This is a genomic window from Candidatus Omnitrophota bacterium (assembly GCA_028707125.1).
Taxonomy (GTDB): Bacteria; Omnitrophota; Gorgyraeia; order Gygaellales; family JAQTUX01; genus JAQTUX01.
Map to the genome: position 1 here is coordinate 254,656 of JAQTUX010000001.1, position 21,699 is coordinate 276,354.

12 protein-coding genes are annotated in these 21,699 nt (G+C 52.5%); all 12 read left to right on the forward strand.

The window, feature by feature from the left end; genetic code table 11:
* Positions 1-133 precede the first annotated feature (133 nt).
* The 12 genes from PHR44_01310 (at position 134) to PHR44_01365 (ending at position 21,638) form a co-directional block, all read left to right on the forward strand.
* On the forward strand, positions 134-370 hold the full coding sequence (locus tag PHR44_01310) for a hypothetical protein (GenBank protein ID MDD4909306.1): 237 nt from the start codon (positions 134-136) through the stop codon (positions 368-370).
* A complete protein-coding gene (locus PHR44_01315) occupies positions 360-569 on the forward strand; it encodes a hypothetical protein (GenBank protein ID MDD4909307.1) in 210 nt (69 codons plus the stop codon). The genes PHR44_01310 and PHR44_01315 overlap by 11 nt, the downstream gene beginning before the upstream one ends.
* Positions 566-1,192: a ribulose-phosphate 3-epimerase gene (locus tag PHR44_01320; protein MDD4909308.1), complete on the forward strand. Its 627-nt coding sequence runs from the start codon at positions 566-568 to the stop codon at positions 1,190-1,192. Before PHR44_01315 ends, PHR44_01320 begins: the two co-directional genes overlap by 4 nt.
* The gene (locus PHR44_01325) at positions 1,189-1,638 is read left to right on the forward strand and encodes a GatB/YqeY domain-containing protein (GenBank protein MDD4909309.1); all 450 of its coding nucleotides are present in this window, start codon (positions 1,189-1,191) and stop codon (positions 1,636-1,638) included. Before PHR44_01320 ends, PHR44_01325 begins: the two co-directional genes overlap by 4 nt.
* Before the next feature lie 51 nt (positions 1,639-1,689).
* On the forward strand, positions 1,690-3,177 hold the full coding sequence (locus PHR44_01330; protein ID MDD4909310.1) for a PilN domain-containing protein: 1,488 nt from the start codon (positions 1,690-1,692) through the stop codon (positions 3,175-3,177).
* A 3-nt stretch (positions 3,178-3,180) separates the two neighbouring features.
* Complete coding sequence (locus PHR44_01335; protein ID MDD4909311.1) at positions 3,181-4,311, forward strand: hypothetical protein; 1,131 nt, start codon at positions 3,181-3,183, stop codon at positions 4,309-4,311.
* On the forward strand, positions 4,311-8,009 hold the full coding sequence (locus PHR44_01340) for a tetratricopeptide repeat protein (protein ID MDD4909312.1): 3,699 nt from the start codon (positions 4,311-4,313) through the stop codon (positions 8,007-8,009). The genes PHR44_01335 and PHR44_01340 overlap by 1 nt, the downstream gene beginning before the upstream one ends.
* A 1-nt stretch (position 8,010) precedes the next feature.
* On the forward strand, positions 8,011-9,690 hold the full coding sequence (locus PHR44_01345; protein MDD4909313.1) for a GspE/PulE family protein: 1,680 nt from the start codon (positions 8,011-8,013) through the stop codon (positions 9,688-9,690).
* A gap of 161 nt (positions 9,691-9,851) precedes the next feature.
* Positions 9,852-10,382, forward strand: a complete 531-nt coding sequence (locus PHR44_01350) for a type II secretion system protein GspJ (protein MDD4909314.1) — start codon at positions 9,852-9,854, stop codon at positions 10,380-10,382.
* Between the two features lie 55 nt (positions 10,383-10,437).
* Positions 10,438-11,931, forward strand: a complete 1,494-nt coding sequence (locus tag PHR44_01355) for a hypothetical protein (protein MDD4909315.1) — start codon at positions 10,438-10,440, stop codon at positions 11,929-11,931.
* 204 nt (positions 11,932-12,135) lie between these two features.
* Positions 12,136-21,162, forward strand: coding sequence for a tail fiber domain-containing protein (locus PHR44_01360; protein ID MDD4909316.1), 9,027 nt, complete (start codon positions 12,136-12,138; stop codon positions 21,160-21,162).
* Positions 21,163-21,239: 77 nt separating this feature from the next.
* Positions 21,240-21,638 carry a four helix bundle protein gene (locus PHR44_01365; protein MDD4909317.1) on the forward strand — a complete coding sequence of 133 codons (399 nt, stop codon included), beginning with the start codon at positions 21,240-21,242 and terminating at the stop codon, positions 21,636-21,638.
* Positions 21,639-21,699 lie beyond the last annotated feature (61 nt).

Sequence of the window (21,699 nt, forward strand, 5' to 3'; positions counted from 1 at the left end):
TCGGTAACGGTATTCGGTTACGGTTGTCGTTTACGTAACCTGAACCGTTACACGCAACCGATACATAACCGTAACCTGAACCGTAACCGATAGACGAGATATCGGTGTTGATGTATATAAAAAAGAGGTGATTATGAAACGCGATGTTCTAATCAGGCATCTGAAAGACGACGTGGAGTTCGAGGACCACGCGGTCGGGGTCATTGCCGATGTGCTGAAGGCCTCGCTCGCGGCAGACGATCTGAAAACTGAAGACAAGAGGCAGATCAATCTTCTGCTGGATAAGCTCAGCGCCGACACCAAAAGGCATTCGGAAACCATAAAAAAGCTGCTTATAAAAATAAGGACGGAGATGGGAGATGATTTTTAGCCGGATCTTTAAGAGAAGGAATGCGTTGAGGAAACAGTTTGAGGACCTGGAGGCGATAGAGGAAAGAATGCTTAATACCTATACGGGATTATTAAAAGAAATGAAGCATCCGCAGATGTGCGCTGAGATAGGCCGCATTGCCGAAGATGAGCGCGGCCACCTGGAGGCAGCCCGGAAGATGCTGGACATATTGAAATGAAGATAGTGCCGGCGATACTTACAGACAGCAAAGAAGAACTTAAGGCGATGTTTGACAGCGCCTCCAGGTTCTGCGATTTCGCGCAGGTCGATATTATGGACGGGAAATTCGTTCCATCGCGAAGCATAACCGCCGAGGATATCAGGGCGGTAACGCCGCGGATGCCCTATGAGGCGCACCTTATGGTTTCAGAGCCTTTGGGCCATATCGCCGATTTCAAAAAGGCGGGGGCGGCGAGGGTTATTTTTCATTTTGAATCGGGCGGCGATCCTGGAGAGGTGATAAACGCCATAAAAGGCGCGGATATGAAAGCGGGTATCGCCATAAATCCGGATACGCCGGTGGGCGCCGTTAAGGGCCTGCTCGGGGAAGTCGACCTTGTGCTGCTGATGTCCGTTAACCCGGGGTTTTACGGAAGCAAATTTGTCCCTGAGGTTATTAATAAGATAGAGGAATTAAAATCCGGGGCAAAAAATTATATCATTGCCATGGATGGAGGTATAAAGCAGGCGAACATCAAGATGCTCAAAGATAGGGGGCTGGAGGTCGCCTGCGTGGGCAGCGCCGTGTTTAAGGGAAACGCCGAGGATAATTATCGGAGATTGATGGAGGTGATCGCGTGACACTTGAAGAGAAGATCCTGAACGATTTTAACCAGGCGCGCAAATCCAGGGACGAGATCCGCGCCTCAACGCTGAGTTTCTTAAGGGCGCAAATGAAGAACCTGGCAATTGAGAAGCGCAAAGACAGTTTAGACGACGGCGAGGTGCTCTCCGTCATAAAGAAGCTGGTCAAGCAGCGCGAGGACTCCATTGAGCAGTTTAAAAAAGGCAAGAGGGATGACCTGGCGGACAAGGAGACAAAAGAGAAGGGGATATTGACCGCCTATCTTCCTCAGGCGCTTTCGCAAGGCGAGCTGAAGAAAGTAGTCGATGATGTCATCAAAGAGCTTGGGGTTGCCGATTTAAAGGGTATGGGGAACGTGATGAAAGAGGTATCAGCCCGTACTCAGGGCAGGGCGGACAATAGAATGCTGTCGGAGATCGTAAGGCAGGCGCTGGGCAAATAATATTGACCATCATATATATGGATAATATAATATTGTATCATCATAAATAAAATGCGGAATATCAAAAGGGTCCTGGAGGGTTTTTCTTTGCGCCCCAGAGAGGTAGCCGGCGTAGACCTTGATGCCCATAAGATAATTGTCTGCGAGGTAGAAAAGAGGGGCCAGGAATTAACGCTTAAACATGTTTACATAAAGGAATTCCCCCAGGCCGGCGCCGCGGCGGATAATCTGCGGGGATTCCTCAAAGAGAATAAATTCGCTGAAGCCAAATACAGCTGCGTGGGGGCGATAAGCGCGGAGGAGTCATTCTTCAAGGGCTTCGCCACCAAAACCAATATCTTCAAAGACAAGGGCAACATCCCCTCATTTCTTTCCCGCCAGCCCCTGCCCGTTAACCTCAATGACTGTTACTGGGATTATCTGCTTACGGGAAAGAACCTTAATCTTGTAGCCGCGAGGAAAGAGATCGTTGACGCGCAGTTTAACGCCTTCAAGGAAGCCGGCGTGCAGTGCGCCTTTATCACGGCCGTGCCCTTCGCCCTGTATAACGTCTTTACCTTTAACTACCCCGACAAGAAGAATTTCTGCATCCTGCACGTCAGATGGCAGTGCAGCAACCTGTGTATCTTTGAAGACGGCAGGTTCTGGATCCATACCATTTCAATAGGAAAGGATAAGCTCGCGGCAGGCGGCAGGATCGCGGAGGATGTGATCAGCGAGTTCGCGCAGGAGATAAAGCGGCTGCTTAATTCCAACTATCTCCAGATGGGTTCCTCGCACAAGCCGCTTGAGGAGATATTCCTTTCCGGAGAGCCCATCGCCGAAGACCTTCAGCCGTTGAGTTCGTCTTTAGGGATCAACGTGGCCTATCTTGATCCGCTGAAGAAGATCTCCCGCGCTGTTTCCGTTGATAAGCCGTCGCAGCTTTCCTTAAGCATCGGTTTATGCGCGTCTTTCCTCAGCCCTTCCGCCTTCAGGTTGAACCTGTTGAAGGAAAAGCAGCGTTCCCTGGACGATACCAGGCATTTTGATACCGCCAGGAAGGCGTTCAGCGCCTTTATGCTTGCCTTGCTGGCGTTATTGGTCTTTTTGAATTTCAGGATGGGCAAGGCCGCGGGCCTGAAGGATAAGGAACTGGAGCGGTACAAGTTCATATCGGACAAGGTCGTGCCCGGCTATAAAACACTCCTGGAGGAAGAGAAGTTCGTAAGCGAAAGATTGCAGTATCTGGAAACCCGGGCTAAACTGCACAGCCTCTGGCTCAAGATGCTGCGGGATATATCGGTAAGCAAGGCAGACGATATGCGCGTTACTCTTTTAGACGCGCGCAACATTGACGGCCTGCTGGTCGTTATGCTGGGGGGCAGGACCGCCGACTACAGCGATATAAACGATTTCCTCAGCAGCCTGAGGCAAAATGAGTACGTTTCGGGGGTTAAGATAGTTTCTTCCGCTCAGGGCAGCGGCAAAGAAAGCGGCGTTGAATTCAAGGTCCGCCTTGACATAGGGCTTGAGAAAGGCGCCGCCGCTCAAGAATAATATATGGCGATACATTCAGATCTGAAAGAGGCGTCCCGGAGATGGGCGCGGTTCTTTAAGGAAGGCGTTAAAGACGAAAGGATCAAAAAGCATCTTGCCTTCAGCATGCTCCTGATCTTCCTGGCAATATTTTTGATTTTACGCTTGTTTTTTTTATCGTATAAGATTAAAATGATAGCAGAGGACAAGGCGGCGGTAGCCGCTTCTATCTCCAAGGATTACCGTGACATAGACGAAGCGGCGCTGGCGGATATGCAGAAAAAAACAGGCCTGATGTGGCAGCGCCTTTTGGGGCTGACGGAAATGTTTGATCCGGCCCAGGAAGGCCGCAAAGAAGGATATGAGGCAAGCTTGTATTTTGTGGAACAGTTACAAAGCATAGAGAAGTCGCTTAAGCTTAAGGCGGAGAATAAAAAACTTCTTTTCCAGGGGCTTGGCTTCAACGAAGACCTGCCTTCCGAAAAGGATTCTGTATTTTACCTCAAACAGATGGACGCGTTGAGGTCGGCTGTAGAGCTTGGCCTTGACTCCAATATAAGTTTCGGCCCGGTAATGCCTCAGGGCATAGACCAGAAGGATGAAAGTTTGGGTTTTTTGCGGCTTCTGGCAAGGGCGGAATTTACGGCAGCGCCTTCGGACCTGGTAGAGTATATAAATGAGATCAGAGATACGGCGCCTCTATTGGTCATAACCTCGCTGAAGGCAGAGGAGAAGGACGGCCGGATGCAGGCCTCTATGCTGTTTGAGCGGCTGCACTGCGGTCAGGATTGGCGGGACAGGAAACTGGAGAAGCCGCTTTCCAGGGCGGAGGCCGTAGAGAAAGCCGACGATTACCTTAAGATATTGAGGGGGGTTAACCCCTTTTTCCAGGACCAGAAAAAAGAAGAGCCGGCAGCGCCGGCAGGCGCCGCGGGCGGCGCGGAGTTAAAAAAGGAGAGGCTGATTTTCAAGGGTTCGGCGGTTTTCCGGGACCGCCCCGTGGCAGTCATAGAGGATACCTTAAGCAAGGAAACATTTTTTATAGCGGAAGGCCAGTCCATAGCCACATTCAAATTGCTCAGTTTTTCCAGCGACAGCGCGACACTTACCGCTATAGACAGCGGCAAGGAGATCGTGCTGCAGAGAGGCAAATAATGGGTTTCAGGCGCATATCGATACTTGTATTATTCTGGCTCTGCTTATTCGGAGCGCTTAATTGCCGGGGCATCTATGCCGGGGGCGACAAAGAGGCATTGGCCGGCTATAAACAGGCAAAAAGGTTGATAGCCGGAAAGCATTACCAGGAGGCGTTGACCCTTCTTGATGATCTGCTGAAACGTTTTCCTCAAAGCGCGCATATACGCCAGCTGAAGGATTCCACTATAGAGCGGCTTGCCGTTGCCGAGGAAAAGGCGGAATACCGCAGGCGCCTGCTTGAGCAGAGGCAGCGGGAAAAGCAGCGCGTCGCGGAGAAGCCGGCCCGGGCATCAAAGGCGTCAGAGCAAAACGCTGAGGAATTTACCGGGCAGAAGAAACAGACAAAGCAGCAGATCGCGGAAGACAGGCGCAGGAGGAAAGAAGAGGTCCTCAGAGAAAGGGCGCTTGTAAATGAAGAGCAGGCCGCCAGAAAGAAGGATCTGTCAGAGCAGAAGAGCCGGGAAAAAGAAGAGCGGATTCTGCAGGCGCGCCGCGAGAAAGAGGAGAAGAGGGCGGATGCCCTGGCGAAAAAAGAGCAGGCGCGCATGAAAAATGAGCGCCGCAGGGATGCCCGGCTTGAGGAAGAAAATCGCAGGAAAATGATAGAGGCGCGCGAACAGGAGGCAAGGCAGCGGCGGGAGGCCGCTGAAGCAGGATCGCGCCCGGCTCCGGAGAAAAAGAGCGCGCAGCCCCAGGAGGCCGAAGGGCAGGCGCCGGCCCGGAGCGCTATAAGCGAAAGCCCTGAGGTTCCCAGCAAGAAGTTGGAGATCATCAAACAGGATTTTTCAGATTACCGGCAGACAGCGCGTTTTATAGAAGAGGAAGAAAGAAAGGCGTATAAGGAAAAGTTATTAAGGGAGCGGGAGGAACTGAGAAAAAAACTTGAGTTGGAAAAAAAGCGGCTTGAGGAAAGAAGGGCGAAAGACAGCCGCTCCGCAGAGCAGGGCGCGGCTTCAAAGCCGGCGGAAAAGAAGCAGGAGGCGAAGAGGCCGGAAAAAGAAAATCCCGGAAATAACAGGGCCGCCCTGCGCAAGGCGATGATAGAAAAGAAACGGCTCCTGATGCTGGAGGCGCAGCTTCGCCGCCAGGATAAGCTTGAGGAGCGGAAGAAAAAGATAGAAGAGAAAAAGAGGCGCATAGAGGAGCGTTACGGCTCTTCCCTTGAGAAAAAGGGAAAATTGCGGGAGATCAAAAAATCAGTTGCCGCGGGGAAGCTGGAAGAGGCAGAGGCCCTGCTTAATGAGTTGACCACCAAATACCCCGAGGATATACGGCTTTTAAAATATGCCGATAAACTGGACAGGATCATAGAAAAGCGCCGGCAGAGAAAGGGGCCAAACAAGCCCGGCGGCGCCGCGCGGAAAGCGGCTATAGCGGTCGCCAAGGAGATGATAACAGCTAATAAGCAAGAGGCGGCCGAGCCTGAACCCGAAGCCAGCCCGGAGTTAAAGGAAAAGAAGATAAAAGAAGAGATCCTCCAGCAGAAGCTCAAAGAGCGGGCCGCCAGGCGCCGGCAGAAAAAGGAAAGAAAGCCGTCCGTCCTGTCCGAGCGCAGGGAAAAGTCCCTTAAGAAGACGGCGGTGCTTAAGGAAAGAAACGCGATCTCCGGCCAGATCAGAAAATATATCGGTAGCGCCGACTTCAGCAAGGCGAAAGAGGCGCTGGATTCCTTCAGGTCAAAATTCCCCGAGGACACAAGGATCTCCTCGCTTGATGATCTGCTTAAGAAAAGGATCAGGGCTGCCGGGGAAAAAGACAAACGCCGCGACGCGGCCCTGGAGAGGCGTGAAGAGCTGGCAAGAAAAAAGAAAGAACACGCGCTCGCCCGCCAGGAAAAGATTGCCAGGGAAGAGAAAAACGTCATTGTCAGGGAACAGGTAGAATCAAAGAAGCAGGAGGCGCGGGAGAGCATAACCAGGCGCGGTAAGGATAAGCAGCTCAAAAAGCACAAGGAAGACAGGGAGAAGATACGCAAGATCAACCAGCTTTATAAAGAGGCAAGGCAGTTATTCGCCAGGGAGATGTATGAAGAGGCGATAGAGAAATTTGAGAAGGTGGTCGAGCTTGAAGGCAACCCCAGGATATATTACACCCCGTCCGCCAGGAAATTTATTGATAAGGCAAAGGACTTGTTAAAAGAGCAGCATATGGAGAATATTTCCGCGGAGGCGGGCCTTATGGAAAAGGAGATGATCAATAAGGTAATTGAGAAAGGGATGCCGCCGTATATTGAGCCGCAGAAAAAGATCGAAGAGATAGAGAGGGTCCCCCTGGTCAAGGTGCCGATTATCAGGCAGCGGCTGCAGAAGAGGGTCACGCTTGATTTTGACAAGGTATCGCTGAAATCGGTGATGGATTTTCTTTCCGACGAAACGCAGGTGAATATAATGCTCTCAAAGAAGGCGCTGGAGCAGGACTTCAGCGTGACCGCGAAGCTGGACAAGATCAAGGCGGAGGAGGCGGTAAAATATATCCTCAAAGGGCTGGGCCTGAAGCACAGGGTAGACGACCAGATCGTCTGGATCGCCGTTGAGGAAGAGATCGACGACGAGAACCTTGAGACGAGGGTATACTCTTTCAACAAGGGCAGCGGCCTGTTCACCGAATTTACCACTACCACTGCCGGAGAGGTGGGGCTGGGAGGCACCTCCGAGATAACCAAGATAACCACGATAGAAGATGTGCTGAAAGAGGCAGTGCCCTGGCCCGCCGAGGCAAAACTTGTTTTTGATAAGAGGACGGGCACCATAATCGCCACGAATACCCCTTCCAACCTGCAGAAAGTAGAGGACATACTTTATAATATAGACGTGGTCCCTTATCAGGTCCTCATCGAGGCGCGTTTCCTTGAGGTGACCATTAATGATATTGAAGAACTGGGCCTGGAGTGGACATTGACCGGGGACTTTCCTTCCAAGAAGGCGGGGGCGCTGAATTCATTCTCGCACGGGCTGGGCTCAGGCAGCGGGGCGGACTTCACGACCTTTTCCAGGTCATCGGAAGGGCTGAATATAACTTATAAGGGCGTGCTCACTTCCCCTCAATACCAGGCGGTCCTGCATATGCTGGAGGAGAATAAGAAGACCAAGACGCTTTCCGCCCCGCGCGTTACCACGCTCAATAACCAGTTGGCCACGATCAAGGTCGTGGATGAATGGATATATCCCACGCGTTATGAATTTCAGATCGTGCAGAACGACTCCAACGGAGACGGGGACTTTAACGACGCCGGCGAGACGCAATATAAGAATGTCCCTTCCGATTTTGTCAAGCGCGACATAGGCATACTTTTGAGGGTTGTGCCTTCCGTAGGCGAGGACAGGCAGACCATCACCCTTTCGCTCATCCCGGAGGTAAGCGAGGCAGTGGCGGACTTCTTTACCTATACGGGCGGCGTGACCCTGCCTAAATTCACATCAAGGAATCTCTCTACCACCATAGTGGTCAAGAGCTCCGAGACCGTGGTCTTGGGCGGGCTGATCAAGGAATCCCGCACCAAAACAGAGACCAGGGTGCCCGTCTTAGGCGATCTGCCTTTCATCGGCAGGGCGTTCAGAAAGAACTCAGACAGCATAGAGCGCAAGAACCTGCTTATTTTTGTTACGGCGAAGATCCTGAGCCCGGAAGGCGAAGAAGTACAGATCGTAAGTAAATAATATGCCTCAGGAAAGACAGTCAGAGCGTTCAAGGCAGGCAACGCCGATAGAAGAGGCGCTGATAAAAGAGGGCATAATCACGCCCGAGCAGCTTGAGACGCTGAAGGTGGAGCAGGAAAGGAGCAGCGTCTCCATAGTTGAGGCGGTGCGCCGGCTCAAGGTCATAGATGAAGACGTCCTGCTTGATTTCCTGAGCAGAAAACTCAATATAAAAAGGCACAGTTTAAAAGGCTTCATCCCCTCTCCCGATATCCTCAATAAGGTCCCGCCGCATTTTGCCAGAGGCAAAAAGATCATCCCCCTTTTTCAGGAAGGTAAAGAATTGGCCGTAGGCATGGCAGACCCGCTGGATTTCGCCAGCGTGGAGGAATTGCGGTTCGGTTCCGGGCTGTTTGTCAAGCCGTACCTGGTCAAAGAAGACGAGGTGCTGGAATTTTTATCTTCTTATTACCCTGAGTCGGAAGAAGACATTAAGGCGGCGCCGCGGCAGAAAGAAAAAGAAAGGGAAGACGTGGAAAAGCCGTCAATAGTCAGGAGCGTCAACCTCCTCATTTTGCAGGCGGTAAAGGCGGGCGCCTCGGATATACATATAGAGCCGCTGGAGGATTCTTTGAGGGTGCGTTTCAGGGTGGACGGCGTCCTGCATGAGGTCACGCCGCCGGAAAAATATTTATACAGCGCCATCGTCTCGCGCATCAAGATCATGTCCAACCTTGATATCGCCGAGAAAAGGATACCGCAGGACGGCAGGTTCCAGACGCAGGTGGGGGAGAGGTCTATTGACGTGCGCGTCTCAACCATCCCCATGATCTACGGCGAAAGCATAGTGCTGCGCCTGCTTGAGCAGACAAAGAAGGTGCTGACGCTGGAAGAGATCGGCTTTTTAAAAGACGACTTAAGCGTATACAGGCGCCTGATACAGCAGACAGCGGGCGTAGTCCTGGTTACCGGCCCCACGGGGAGCGGAAAGACCACGACCCTTTATGCCTCGCTTATGGAAATAAAGAGCGTGGAGAAGAATATTATCACAATAGAAGACCCTGTGGAGTATCATCTTGACTTTGCCCGCCAGATACAGATCAATTCCAAGGTAAACCTCACCTTTGCCTCGGGCCTGCGTTCAATATTGCGCCATGACCCGGATATAGTCATGGTGGGAGAGATCAGGGACCTGGAGACCGCGGAGATCGCCACGCAAGCGGCCCTCACCGGCCACCTCGTATTCTCAACCCTTCACACAAACGACGCGCCCTCCGCCATAACGCGGCTGGTGAATATGGGGGTTGAGCCGTTTCTGGTCGCCTCCTGCGTTAAAGGCGTGGTCGCCCAGCGGCTTGTGAGGGTGTTGTGTACCTGCAAAAAGCAGAGAAAGATAAAACTTTCCCTGCTTCACGGGCTGCTGCGGCTGGAGCAGCCGAAAGAGGACAAGGAGGTACCGGTCTTTGAGGCGGGCGGCTGCCAGAATTGCATGCATACCGGCTACAGGGGCAGGGTGGCGATATTTGAGATAATGGAGATGAACGACGATATAGGCGCCCTCACCGTTGAGAAGAAAAGTTCGGAGGATATAAAGCGGCTGGCTGTTTCGGGAGGGATGCACAGCTTACAGCATAACGGCCTGGACAGGATACTCGCGGGCGTGACCTCGCCCGAGGAAGCGGTGAGGGTTTTGGGAGCATAAATACAATAAATGACCAATGGCCAAGCTCCAATGACGAATGAAATCACAATGACCCAAATCCCAAACAGGAAATATAAATTGGGTATTGGGATTTGGACATTCATTCGTCATTGTGATTTGGTAATTGTTACATTATTCTGTAATTGGATATTGATTCCAAGATGTCCGAACGAAAAAATGGTTTTACCTTAGTAGAAATACTTATATCATCGGTAATCCTGGTCAGCGTGATAGGCCTGGTGTTCGCCACATTGGTCACTACCTTTAATTCCTGGCGCAGGGCCGAGGAGGCCAGCATAAAACAGCAGCAGGTCAGGTTCCTGTTCTTCCGTATGAACCGAGAGCTTTCTTCCGCCGTGCGTAACGGCAAGTTCGCCGGTGACGGGAGCGCGTTCCATTTTATCACCGCCCTGATGCCCATGGCGGAAATAGGATACGAATACAACGGCGCGGACAAGACGCTGACAAGATCGTTTGAGAAAACCGCGGACCTTAATTTTGACACATTTGACAGAAAAGATCAGGTTATGTCCGGGCTTCAGGCATGGAGGGTTTCTTTTCTTGATTCAGGGGGGCAGTGGCAGGAACAGTGGCTTAAGGATGAGCTGCCGAGGGCGGTAAAGATCGCTTTTAAGATAGATGAAAAAACCCCTGAACAGGAAAACATAGTGCATATAGCTGTCGCGGAATGAATAGAGAATAGTGTTGCATTGATGATGATATTTTGATATAAAATGAGATATGCATATGATTAAAGGGGGTCTTATAATCATAGGCATCCTGGCTGTTTCTCTGGGGCTCAGCCCGTTTGTTTTTTCCGCCTCATCCGGCAGTTCCATTTACGACGCCACCCTTATTTCTTTTTACGGCGGCGGTTCAAGTTCCGCCCTGTCTTCCACGAATTTTTCTTCCCCTTATTCTTTATTAGGCGAGACGCCTGCCGCTCCGGACACGCTATCCAGCACTGCCTTCAACACCTATGTCAGCGTGCTTAAGCTTATCGCGCCGGCTGAATCTTCAGACATCTATAAGATAGGCAACTTAATGGCAAAGACCGATACCCTGGGCCAGGGTATCACCGAGAGCGCTTGGCAGGCGGACAACAGCCCCTATTTTTACTGGTCAATATTGACCCAGCCGCCCGAGCTTGTTACCGGATTCAGTTTTTCCCTTGACTCTTCCCCCGACGATGAAGTCGATACCGCCAGCACGTTCTATCAATATCCCCAGGACGGTATCTCCGACGGTAAGCATATCTTTTATGTAAAGCCGTTCGGCGGAGACCTCTGGGGCGATGCCGTAAGCTTCAATATATGGGTAGATACCGCCCCGCCGGCAATTAATTCCAGCATGCCTCAGCCCGGAGCGGTCATCAAAGACAGCGCGGTTGAAGTATACTGCCATATCAGCGATGCCTCATCGGGGGTAAACAGCCTGAAGACCTCAATGTCCATAAACGGCTCTCAGGTTTCAGCCATATACGAAGAGGCCACGGGTAAACTCAGCTTTAACGCCGGCGGCCTTCCTGAGGGCAGCAACACCGTCTTCATAAAGGCGGAGGATATAGCGGGCAACGACGCGAATAAAAGCTGGTCGTTCACCAAGGATACAGCGGCGCCCTTAGGCGCCGTGCTGATCAACGCGGGGGACGACACGGCTTATTCGCCTTACGTCATACTTGATCTGGCGGCTGAAGATGACACCACATCCGTAGTAAAGGTCTATATATCAAATGACGGAGTATTTGACGATGAATTTTCCCAGGCCCGTGAATACAGCAGCCAGATAAAGGGCTGGCTTCTGAAGGAGCCGGACAAGGACGGTTTAAAGACGGTTTATGTGATCTTTGAAGACGCGGCAGGCAACCGCTCCGAGGCATATTCGGCGAGCATAACCTTACGCCTGCTTACCCCTGATACGCGCATAATCAGCGCCCCTCCCGGCATTACCCAGGAGACAGGCGCTGATTTTATATATGAGGCAAGCAAGCCCGGCTGCGTATTCAGCTTCCGTTTAGACGATGCGCAGTGGTCCGGCTGGGCGAGCGCTGCCCAGGCATCATTCAGCGGCCTGGCCGAAGGCAATCATTATTTTCTCGTAAAGAGCGCCTTTGACCTGGACAGCGACGGAGTGATCACCATAGACGAGGAGGACGCCACCCCGGCGCAGTGGGTCTGGGCCATCGGCGAGGCAGTCGCCCCCGCGGCAGGGGAAGAGACGCTGTTCTGGAAAAGACAGTAGATAAATGATAATTCACAATTACCAAATCCCAATGACGAATGAATGTCCAAATCCCAATACCCAATTTGTATTCTTTATTTGGGACTTGGGTCATTGTGATTTCATTCGTCATTGGAGCTTGGACATTGGTCATTATTAGCCATTAATAATTTTATGATATCAATATTTAAACCCGCAATCATATCAATAATCCAGGAGGTTAAAATGAACGCGAAGAGAATCGATCTATCTAAAGTATTTATCCTGTCCTTATTATCCCTCTTGCTGAGTAGTATCTTCTGGAACTCCTCTTTTGCCGCGCCGCCGAGGGAGATGTACATTCAGGCAAAAGTTACTAATAAGCAAGGGGATGCCATCACCGGCTCTCACAGCGTTATCTTCCGCCTTTACAGCGCATCGAGCGGAGGCACTGCCATTTGGACAGAGACCCAGACCGTCACCGTCGGCACAGACGGCATACTCGGCGCCTATCTGGGCTCATCCACAGCCCTGCCCACGACCCTTGATTTTGACTCAACCTATTATCTTTCCATTGAAGTTGATTCCGACGGCGAGATGTCGCCGCGCATAAAGCTTTCTGCCGCGCCTTACGGCCTGGGCGCCTATATGATAGGCGGTCTTGAGGCAACATCGTTCTTACGTTCCGACGCGGCCGATACAGCCGCGGGCAACATCACCTTCCAGAAGGCGGACCCGTCATTGATATTTGACGTAAGCACAGACGATGATACCGATTTCTGGTTAGGCGTGCAGGATGACGCGGGAGAGGATGACGACGACCTGTTCCAGATAGGCGGCGGCACCACGCCGGGCACAGGCCCGTTTCTGACGCTTGATACCTCCGGCAACCTCGGCATCGGCACTGTCGCGCCGACTTCAAAGCTCTACGTTGTCGGCGACATAACCGCCACCGGCTCGGTCAGCGCTGCCTCAGGCAGCGGCGGCTGGATTGACGACGGGACCGTTGTGCGGCTGGCCGCTTCAACCGATACCGTAGGCATCGGCACGGCAACCCCGGGCTCAACGCTTGATGTGGAGGGCACGCTGCAATTGCAGTCAGGCGCATCCATCAGCGAATTTTCCACTGACGGCACGCTGGCAGATGATAGTGATACCGCTGTGCCTACGGAGAAGGCGGTAAAGACATACGTTGACACGGAAATCGGAGGCATCTCACAGGACAAGATCACGGAGGGCGATACCACAGTTGAGGTAGTTGATACGGAAGACGGCTACATCACATTAACCGAGGATAATGATGAAAAAATGCGCATAACCGGCGGTCAGGTAGGCATCGGAACAACGGCTCCCGGCGCCTCGCTTGATGTCGTGGGCGGTTCTGTCCGTACGGATAACCAGTTGATCTCTACTGTGGCAACAGGCACCGCTCCTTTGGCTGTTACCTCAACCACCGTTGTTACCAACCTTAACGCCGATACAGTAGACGGCTCCAGCGCGGCGGACTTTATGGCAGCCGGCACAGATACCTGGGTGGATACCACAGGCGATACGATGACCGGTCAGCTGATTATGTCGGGCGTGGCCTCTGACATTACAACCGGCTCAAACGAACATCTGGCGTTAATGCCGGAGGGAACCGGCAAGGTGGGTATAGGCACCAGCTCTCCCGGAGCCATGCTTGAGGTAGCGGGCGACGTTCTTGTGGATACGACCGGCGCCGACGAGCTTGATTCCGTCACAACAAGCGATGTAACCACGTCTCTGGCAGTTGCCACAAACCCCGGCGGCACAGGGGACGTTGACGGCGTGATAAAACTGGGCAAGGATGACGGCGGCTGGCAGTCCATATGGTATGACGCCTCTTTACGCAGCAATCAGGGGCAGTTTGTGTTCAGCAGGCCGATCAAGGTCCAGGGCTCAAGCCCGGCGCTTATCACCTTTGACGACGGCAGCTCCACGCAGACGCTTACCTTTGATTCAACCGCCGATAAGACCTTGAGCTACAGCGACTCAATGAGCGTCAACGCCCTTGAGATACGCGCGGCGTCGCCTTCAGTGCTCAGTTTCGGCACCGGCTCAAACCTGGTTAATCTTATCTATGACCCCGAGACCGACGGCATCCGTTTTTCGCGCGGCGTTTTTGACCACGATTTCCGTAACCGGATCAAGAACGGTTCATTTGAGGCGTTCAGCGCGTTAGAGGAGTTCCATAATTATGATCTAACGTATAGCACCGATGCCGCCGTATATAATACAACCGCCGGATACCAGGGCGGCTGGAATAATTTTGCCCCGGATGAATGGACATATGTTTCCGGCAAGGTATTCCAGCAGGCGCCGACATTTTTTGAGTCGGGTTTTACCGACGCCAACATTACCTCAACTACCTACCAGCAGGATTTTGCCGAAGGCCGCAGTTCCGTGCGTTTAGCCTATGACAGCGGAGCGCCAGGCATTATCAGCCAGGTAATTTCCGGGCTTAAGCCCTCCACCCTATACAGCGTAGGCGTGAAGATGCGTGTGGACACCGGCGGGTCTGCCGAGGTTGACATAGAAGGGGAAGATGCCTCAACCTCAACAACACTTTCCGCTAATCTCACTGCCGCGGCAACAGATGAGATGTCGGTTTCCAGCGTATCGGGATTTCCCGCTTACGGCATAGTCCTCATAGATTCAGAGCGCATCTCCTACGCCGGCCTGGACGCGGATAATAACAAATTCCTGCGCCTGGCCCGCGCCGTAGAAAGCACCACAGCCGCGTCGCATAGCTCCGGCGCGACAGTAGGCATCGCCCCATTTAAGGTGTTGACCACTTCAACCGATACAACCTACGCCAAATTCAAGGGCCAGTTCTCAACCAGCGCCAGCGCGGGCGATGTCACAATTAAACTTAAGGCAACCGCGACCGACGGAACCGCCGCGTATTTTGACACGGTGCAGATCGTGGCAGGCGGCACCGTGCCGGAATACACCTCTAACACGCTGGTTGATACCGGAGACCAGACGCTTTACGGCAGCTTGCGCATCGGCCGCGCCTCCGACGAGAAGGGCGGCATCCTTTCGGTGGATAAGTTTGTGCGCGCCCGCGGCATAGAGCTGTTTACCGACGACCCGGGGCTTTCAGGCGCGATAGGCGGCGGCGCGGCTACGCAGGAAAGCAGCGGCATCTATCCTCCGGGCCAGGGCTGGAACACCAACGGCAGCCAGGCAACGGTTACGATGTACACCACAGGCACATACGCGTCAACCGCTCCCCAAAACCGTTCGTATAAGGTGCAGATAGATACGGCAGGCAATACATTTTCCTGGTGGTATATGGACGATACCACCAACTGGACGAATACCGTCGGCGGCAGCGCAGTGGCAATGTCCACCAATTCCGCGGGCACTGACTTAAACGCCGGGGTCAAGGTGTATTTCAGCGCGGCATCAGGCACTGCCAACGACAGCTGGTATTTCTCCGCCTCAAACGGGACCGCCTATGGCGGGTATGATTCCTATGCCCAGACAGCCGCCTATACCGCGGGCGAAACAAGGATTTACAAGGACGGGGACCCGTTTTCTCCATATTACAACAAGATGGTATTCCAGAGCGGGGCGACCAAGGTTACCCTTGACCAGCTGGCAGGCACTGTCGCCACCAACGCCACCATCTATAATCCCGCTATTGTCGGCGCCAACTCAGGCGGGCTTACGATGTACAGTTCGGGAAGCTATACCGGTTCCGAGAGCCGCGCGTATCAGGTAAAGATCTCTTCGCAGGGTGTTGCCGGCACAAGCTCTGATAAGTTCCAGTTTAAATACGGCGTCAATGACTGGGGCCCGGTAGGCGGCACAAGCATAACCGGCTCGCAGCAGTCCTTAGGCGACGGTATTTTTATCAGTTTTTCCGAGAGCAACTACACTAACGACGGCACGATCACAGGCGGCAGCTCCTCAAATCCCGACCAGTGGAGCTTTAACGTTGTCGCCGGCTCAACCTCTACCAGCGCCGGCGGCTGGACGGATTCTGGTACAGATGTGTACAGCTCCGCGGTAACCGACAATGTCGCCATTGGTACCACTGTTCCCGGCGGATACAAGTTGAATGTCAGCGGCACAGCCAACGCCACCACCTTGACAGAAGGCACAAACGCCGTGCCCAACGCAACCGACCACCTCGGCTTCTTTGCCGCAACCACCTCAGCGCAGCTTGCCGGAGTGCTATCGGATGAAACCGGCTCAGGTGGTGTCGCAGTATTCGCCACATCCCCTACAATCGCCACTCCCATTATTTCAACCTCTGCCACAGTTCCTCTGGTTATAGGCGGCAGCGCGACCACCAGCGATCTTTCCCTTCAGACCACTTCAGCCGCTGGTGAGGCAGGCGCGGATATGCATTTCCTCGTCGGCAATAACGGACAGACAGAGGCGATGACCATACTTAATTCCGGCTACGTGGGCATCGGCTCAACTGTCCCCACAGCAGCCCTGGACATAAACGGCAATATCCAGGTCTCTGGTACCATCACCGGCACCGTTGCCACAGCAGGCGGCTGGACAGACGCGGGCACATCTATGTATCCGACCAATGTGGACGATAACGTGGCCATAGGCACAACAGACCCCGGCTCCTACGACTTGAATGTCGCGGGCACAGCCAATATGGGCACTCTATCCATAGGCGGCACTGCAGTCACAGCCAGCGCGACAGAACTCAACTTCGTTGACGGGGTAACATCAGCCATTCAGACACAGCTTGATTCAAAGAGCGCGGCAAGCGACACACTTACTGGTTTAGTCCAGTCCACTGCCGCGGGCACAAGCTACATTACGGGCGGCTCTGTCGGCATCGGGACGACGAGTCCTCAATATTTGCTTGATGTAGACAAATCAGCCACAGGAAACTATATTGCTCATATAAAGAATAGCGGGACTGCATCTTACGGGCTTTTTATAGAAGCCGGGACTGATACGGGTGATTATATTGTGAGCGTGGCAAGTAAGACAGGAAGTAACAAATTTGTAATAAGGGGTGACGGCAACGTCGGTATCGGCACGGTTGCACCAACCGCGCTATTGGACGTCAACGGCACTGCCAATGTTAACACGCTTTCAATAGGCGACACTACGATCACCCCCACGGCAGCAGAGCTCAACTTCGTAGACGGGGTAACATCAGCCATCCAGACACAGCTTGACGCAAAGGTGGGCACAAGCACCGCCTTCATAGGCGACGTCACCGGCGCCTACAACGCCACAGTTGTCGGCAACGACTCCCACGACCACACTGCCTCTACCATCTCCGGCCTGGGCGTCTCTGACTTCACTTCAGCCGCTATCTCCCAGTGGACCAATGACTCCAACTTCATCACCGCGGCAAGCACCATCACAGGGCTCATCCAGTCCACAGCCGCAGGCACCTCCTACATCACAGGCGGGAGCGTTGGGATAGGCACAGCAGTGCCGGGTGGTAAACTTGATATTTACGCTGACCAAAGCACCGAATACGCGTTGGTGGCGAGAAACACCGCCGACGCCAACCAGATTACGCATGCCTTTGACGCCAGCGCCGGCAATGCCCTTTTTAGATTGTGGGATGTTAATGGAGGTTTGAATGTTAATCTAGCTGCCAGTGGAAACAGCTATCTTAACGGCGGCAACGTCGGCATCGGGACGGCAGTGCCGGGTAGCGCATTAGAGGTCCAGGGAAATGTAACGCTTAACGACCGTTTGATTATGAGCGGTGATAGTATTGGCGCAACTGTTGATACAGCATACAACACGATTAAGGGCGCCATAGGGCCAACTATAAACGGCCTAACATTAACCGGGGCATTAGTAGATTCTAACTTTTCAGACGATAATGCAAATATTACAAATGTGTATGGGTTAAAAATAGCAACTGCGGTTACGGGTCAGTATACTACAACTAATGCCTATGGATTATATGTAGACCAACCCACAGGTGCTACAAATAATTATGGCGCATATATAAACGGCAACCTCATTGTCTCCGGCACCATCACAGGAACAGTTGCCGCGGCCGGCGGCTGGACAGACGCGGGCACATCTCTCTACAACACCGAGCTGACTGACAAGGTAGGCATAGGCACTGCCACTCCTTCCCAGCTCCTGGACGTCAACGGCATTGCTAATGTGAACACGCTCTCCATAGGCGATACCACCGTTACATCCACTGCGGCAGAATTGAACATATTAGACGGCGTAACAGCCACCGCAACCGAGCTCAACTATGTTGACGGCGTAACATCAGCCATACAAACACAGCTGAACGCCAAGGTAGGTACAGCCACTTCATTCTCAGGAGACGTGACCGGCGCCTACAACGCCACAGTTGTCGGCAACGACTCCCACGACCACACCGCCTCAACCATCTCAGGGTTAGGCGTCTCTGACTTCACTTCAGCCGCCATCTCCCAGTGGACCAATGACTCCAACTTCATCACCGCTGCCTCTACCATCACTGGACTGATCCAGTCCACAGCCGCAGGCACAAGTTACATCACAGGCGGGGATGTAGGCATCGGGACTGCAGTGCCGGGAGAGAAACTTCATGTTTACAAAGAAAGTTTAACTGATAATAGTCAGGCAAAATTACTCAAGTTAGAAGGGAAGTTTAATGATGCTAGCATAGATAGCGATGATGTAATAGGAATTTCAGTAAAGGCGGTTAACTCTAGTGGGGGATCCGGAGAGAATATGATTATTGGTGGCTCATGGGGAGGATCAGCGGTCAATACTTTATTAGCAGTAGATGGCGGCAACGTCGGCATCGGGACGACGGTGCCCGCGGCGAAATTGCATGTCTCGGCCCCGGCGGTTATTGCCGGCGGGTTTTATTCGGTCGCGGCAAATGACGCTGACGCGGATATCTGGGGTATTTCAACGACCTATTATCCATCTCATGGAACAGCAGCCAACCAGTGGGGTATCAAGTGGCAGTCCACGCCGAACGCATTCTCTTTTGTGGGGAATGGCAGCGAGAAATTAAACATCGATGTGGATACGGCAGGGCATATTTCGATGGTCGTGAACGGCGGCAACGTCGGCATCGGCTCAGCCGTGCCAGTTGCGAAACTTGATGTTGTCGGGACTGCCGAAGTGGACGGCCTCTCCATAGGCGGTACAGCAGTCACTCCCACCGCGGCTGAACTCAACTACGTTGACGGCGTAACCTCTGCCATACAGACACAGCTTGACGCCAAGGTAGGCACAGCCACTTCGTTCTCAGGCGACGTGACCGGCGCCTACAACGCCACAGTTGTCGGCAACGACTCCCACGACCACACTACCTCTACCATATCAGGGCTGGGTGTTGCTGACTTCTCCTCAGCCAACATCTCCCAGTGGACCAATGACTCCGGATATTTCAATACCAGTAACGACGGCGCAGGCAGCGGTTTGGACGCGGATATGGTGGATGGGTTGCATCCTACGCAATTCTTCAACGCCCACGGTCAGAATCACGGCACATATACGGACTTCAATACGCCTACAGATTTTGGATTTAGATACATTGTGGGTACCACAAACGGCCCTGGCATAGCCGGCGCAAGCCAATACTATAATCTTGGCATAGGGTTAGGTAATGATTATGCCTATACAAGTTACGCTATGCAACTGGCGATTCCGAGAAACTTAAGCACTCCATATATATCTGTGAGATATAGAGAGAATGGAGCTTGGGGGTCGTGGTATAAGATTTATGCCGGATATGCTGATACCGCGGCCGCGCTTTCCAGCATGAACATCAGTCAGTTTACCAATAATTCCGGTTACTTTAATACTAGTAATGACGGCGCGGGAAGCGGCCTGGATGCTGACCTGCTGGACGGCCAAAGCAGCGCTTATTATATGACTGCCGCAACCGACAATTGGGTGAATACGACCGGGGACACGATGAGCGGGAATCTGTATTTCAATAATTATGGGCTGGGAGTCATCGGCACCTATAGTGATATAAGATATCAGGGCGTATTTGCCATGGGCGATGCTTATAAGCTCGCTCTGGACGGTACGACATCAGGGACTTTATATGGCATTGCCTGGACCCATAGCAATATCGGAGGCCAATCCAAGGCGGGGTTAAGTCATCAGGCATTGTTTATGACAAATGGCGTGACTCAGACAGCAATAGGAACGGGTATATGGACGCTTGGCGGCTATACGCAAAGCGGGACAAGCACGAATGCTTTTATGGGCAGCGTCGGCATCGGCACAGTGGCGCCGGGAGCGAAGCTGCATGTGACAAGCGCCAATACCGGAGCAGGGTTGTTGAGGTTGGATAATACCGGTGGTTCAGCCGGGGATGTAAACGGGGTAGATTTTTATCATAATAACGGAACGTATTTACAGGCGTTTATACGCGATGAGATTCTGAGCAGCTGGCCCACGAAATTACATTTCGGCGTTGCCTCAACGAGCAACAACGCCGCGACAAAGATGACCATACAGGGGTCAAACGGCTACGTGGGCATCGGCACAGTGAGCCCGGCGGCGCATCTTCAGGTCGGCACAGGCACTCCCGGCTCTGCCACAGGCGCGGGCGACCTGTATGTGGCAAGCGACCTCGAGGTTGATTCCACCGCCTATCTTGACCTGGACGCGCGGGTAGGCCGCGACTTTATCGGCACAGCCGCCACTTCGTATATGTATATGACCGGCACGCTCACGGTTGACCTGGACAACGACAACAATGGTACGGACAAGTTTTCTATAAGGGACGGCGGCAATACCGAGATATTCTACGTGAATGAAGATAACGGAGGCGGAGGCAATGTTGTGGCAAAGGGAGTCACCGAAGGCTCATACATAGGGTTATTCAAGGGCTTGGGTTCGCTTCCGGGCTACGGCTCCAGCCGTTATCCGACGCTGAAGACGGATTACTCCTACTTGTATTTCTCCGTTGCCGGCGCGTACTCCGCGTATATGGGCTCTAACGGCGTCCTGACCGCCCAATCCAGCCGCGAGAAGAAGGAGAACTTTAAGGAGCTTGACTTTGATAATGTCCTGGCAAAGATTGATAAAATGCCGGTTATGGAGTGGAACTACAAGAACGAAGAAGATTCCATAAAGCACATCGGCCCGTTTGCCGAGGATTTCCACGCGCTTTTCGGACTGAACGGCACCGATAATACAATGATCGGCCACAGCGACCCTCCGGGCGTTGCCCTCGCCGGCGTAAAAGGGCTGTATAGGAAGGTGAAGGAGCAGGAGAGGGTGATTGAAGAGCTGGAGACAAGGATAGCGGCGTTGGAGAAGAAGTAAGACCAAAAGCGTATATCAGATTATCAGTGTGTCAGTTAGAGTTTATCAGTTTATCAGAATATCAGAGAGAATGACCAATGTCCAATTTACCAATGACGAATGAAATCACAATGACTCAAATCCCAAATAGAAAGTATGATTTGCGGGAGAGAACTGCTAAATTTGGAGAAAACATAGTTAATTTCGCGAAGAGCATACCTGAAAATAGTGTGAATAGGCCATTAATAAGTCAGCTAGTAAGGGCAGGTACGAGCGTAGGAGCTAATTATTGTGAAGCAGACGATGCCTCAACAAGGAAGGACTTCTTTTACAAAATTGGGACCTGTAGGAGAGAATCAAAAGAGTCTAAGCATTGGCTTAGGATGATAACGACTGCTGTGCCTTCTTTGAAGGCTGAAGCCGAACTGTTCTTAAACGAGGCTCAAGAGTTAAATTTGATATTTTCCGCCATTATTAATAGGGCCGGAAAACGTTAATTGGGTATTGGGATTTGGACATTCATTCGTCATTGGGATTTGGTAATTGTGGCTTAAGCTG

What these genes read in the sequence shown, in the direction of transcription:
- PHR44_01310 (MDD4909306.1), top strand. Translation starts at nt 134, where the DNA reads ATGAAACGCGATGTTCTAATCAGGCATCTGAAAGACGACGTGGAGTTC.
- PHR44_01315 (MDD4909307.1), top strand. Translation starts at nt 360, where the DNA reads ATGATTTTTAGCCGGATCTTTAAGAGAAGGAATGCGTTGAGGAAACAG.
- PHR44_01320 (MDD4909308.1), top strand. Translation starts at nt 566, where the DNA reads ATGAAGATAGTGCCGGCGATACTTACAGACAGCAAAGAAGAACTTAAG.
- PHR44_01330 (MDD4909310.1), top strand. Translation starts at nt 1,690, where the DNA reads ATGCGGAATATCAAAAGGGTCCTGGAGGGTTTTTCTTTGCGCCCCAGA.
- PHR44_01335 (MDD4909311.1), top strand. Translation starts at nt 3,181, where the DNA reads ATGGCGATACATTCAGATCTGAAAGAGGCGTCCCGGAGATGGGCGCGG.
- PHR44_01340 (MDD4909312.1), top strand. Translation starts at nt 4,311, where the DNA reads ATGGGTTTCAGGCGCATATCGATACTTGTATTATTCTGGCTCTGCTTA.
- PHR44_01345 (MDD4909313.1), top strand. Translation starts at nt 8,011, where the DNA reads ATGCCTCAGGAAAGACAGTCAGAGCGTTCAAGGCAGGCAACGCCGATA.
- PHR44_01350 (MDD4909314.1), top strand. Translation starts at nt 9,852, where the DNA reads ATGTCCGAACGAAAAAATGGTTTTACCTTAGTAGAAATACTTATATCA.
- PHR44_01355 (MDD4909315.1), top strand. Translation starts at nt 10,438, where the DNA reads ATGATTAAAGGGGGTCTTATAATCATAGGCATCCTGGCTGTTTCTCTG.
- PHR44_01360 (MDD4909316.1), top strand. Translation starts at nt 12,136, where the DNA reads ATGAACGCGAAGAGAATCGATCTATCTAAAGTATTTATCCTGTCCTTA.
- PHR44_01365 (MDD4909317.1), top strand. Translation starts at nt 21,240, where the DNA reads ATGTCCAATTTACCAATGACGAATGAAATCACAATGACTCAAATCCCA.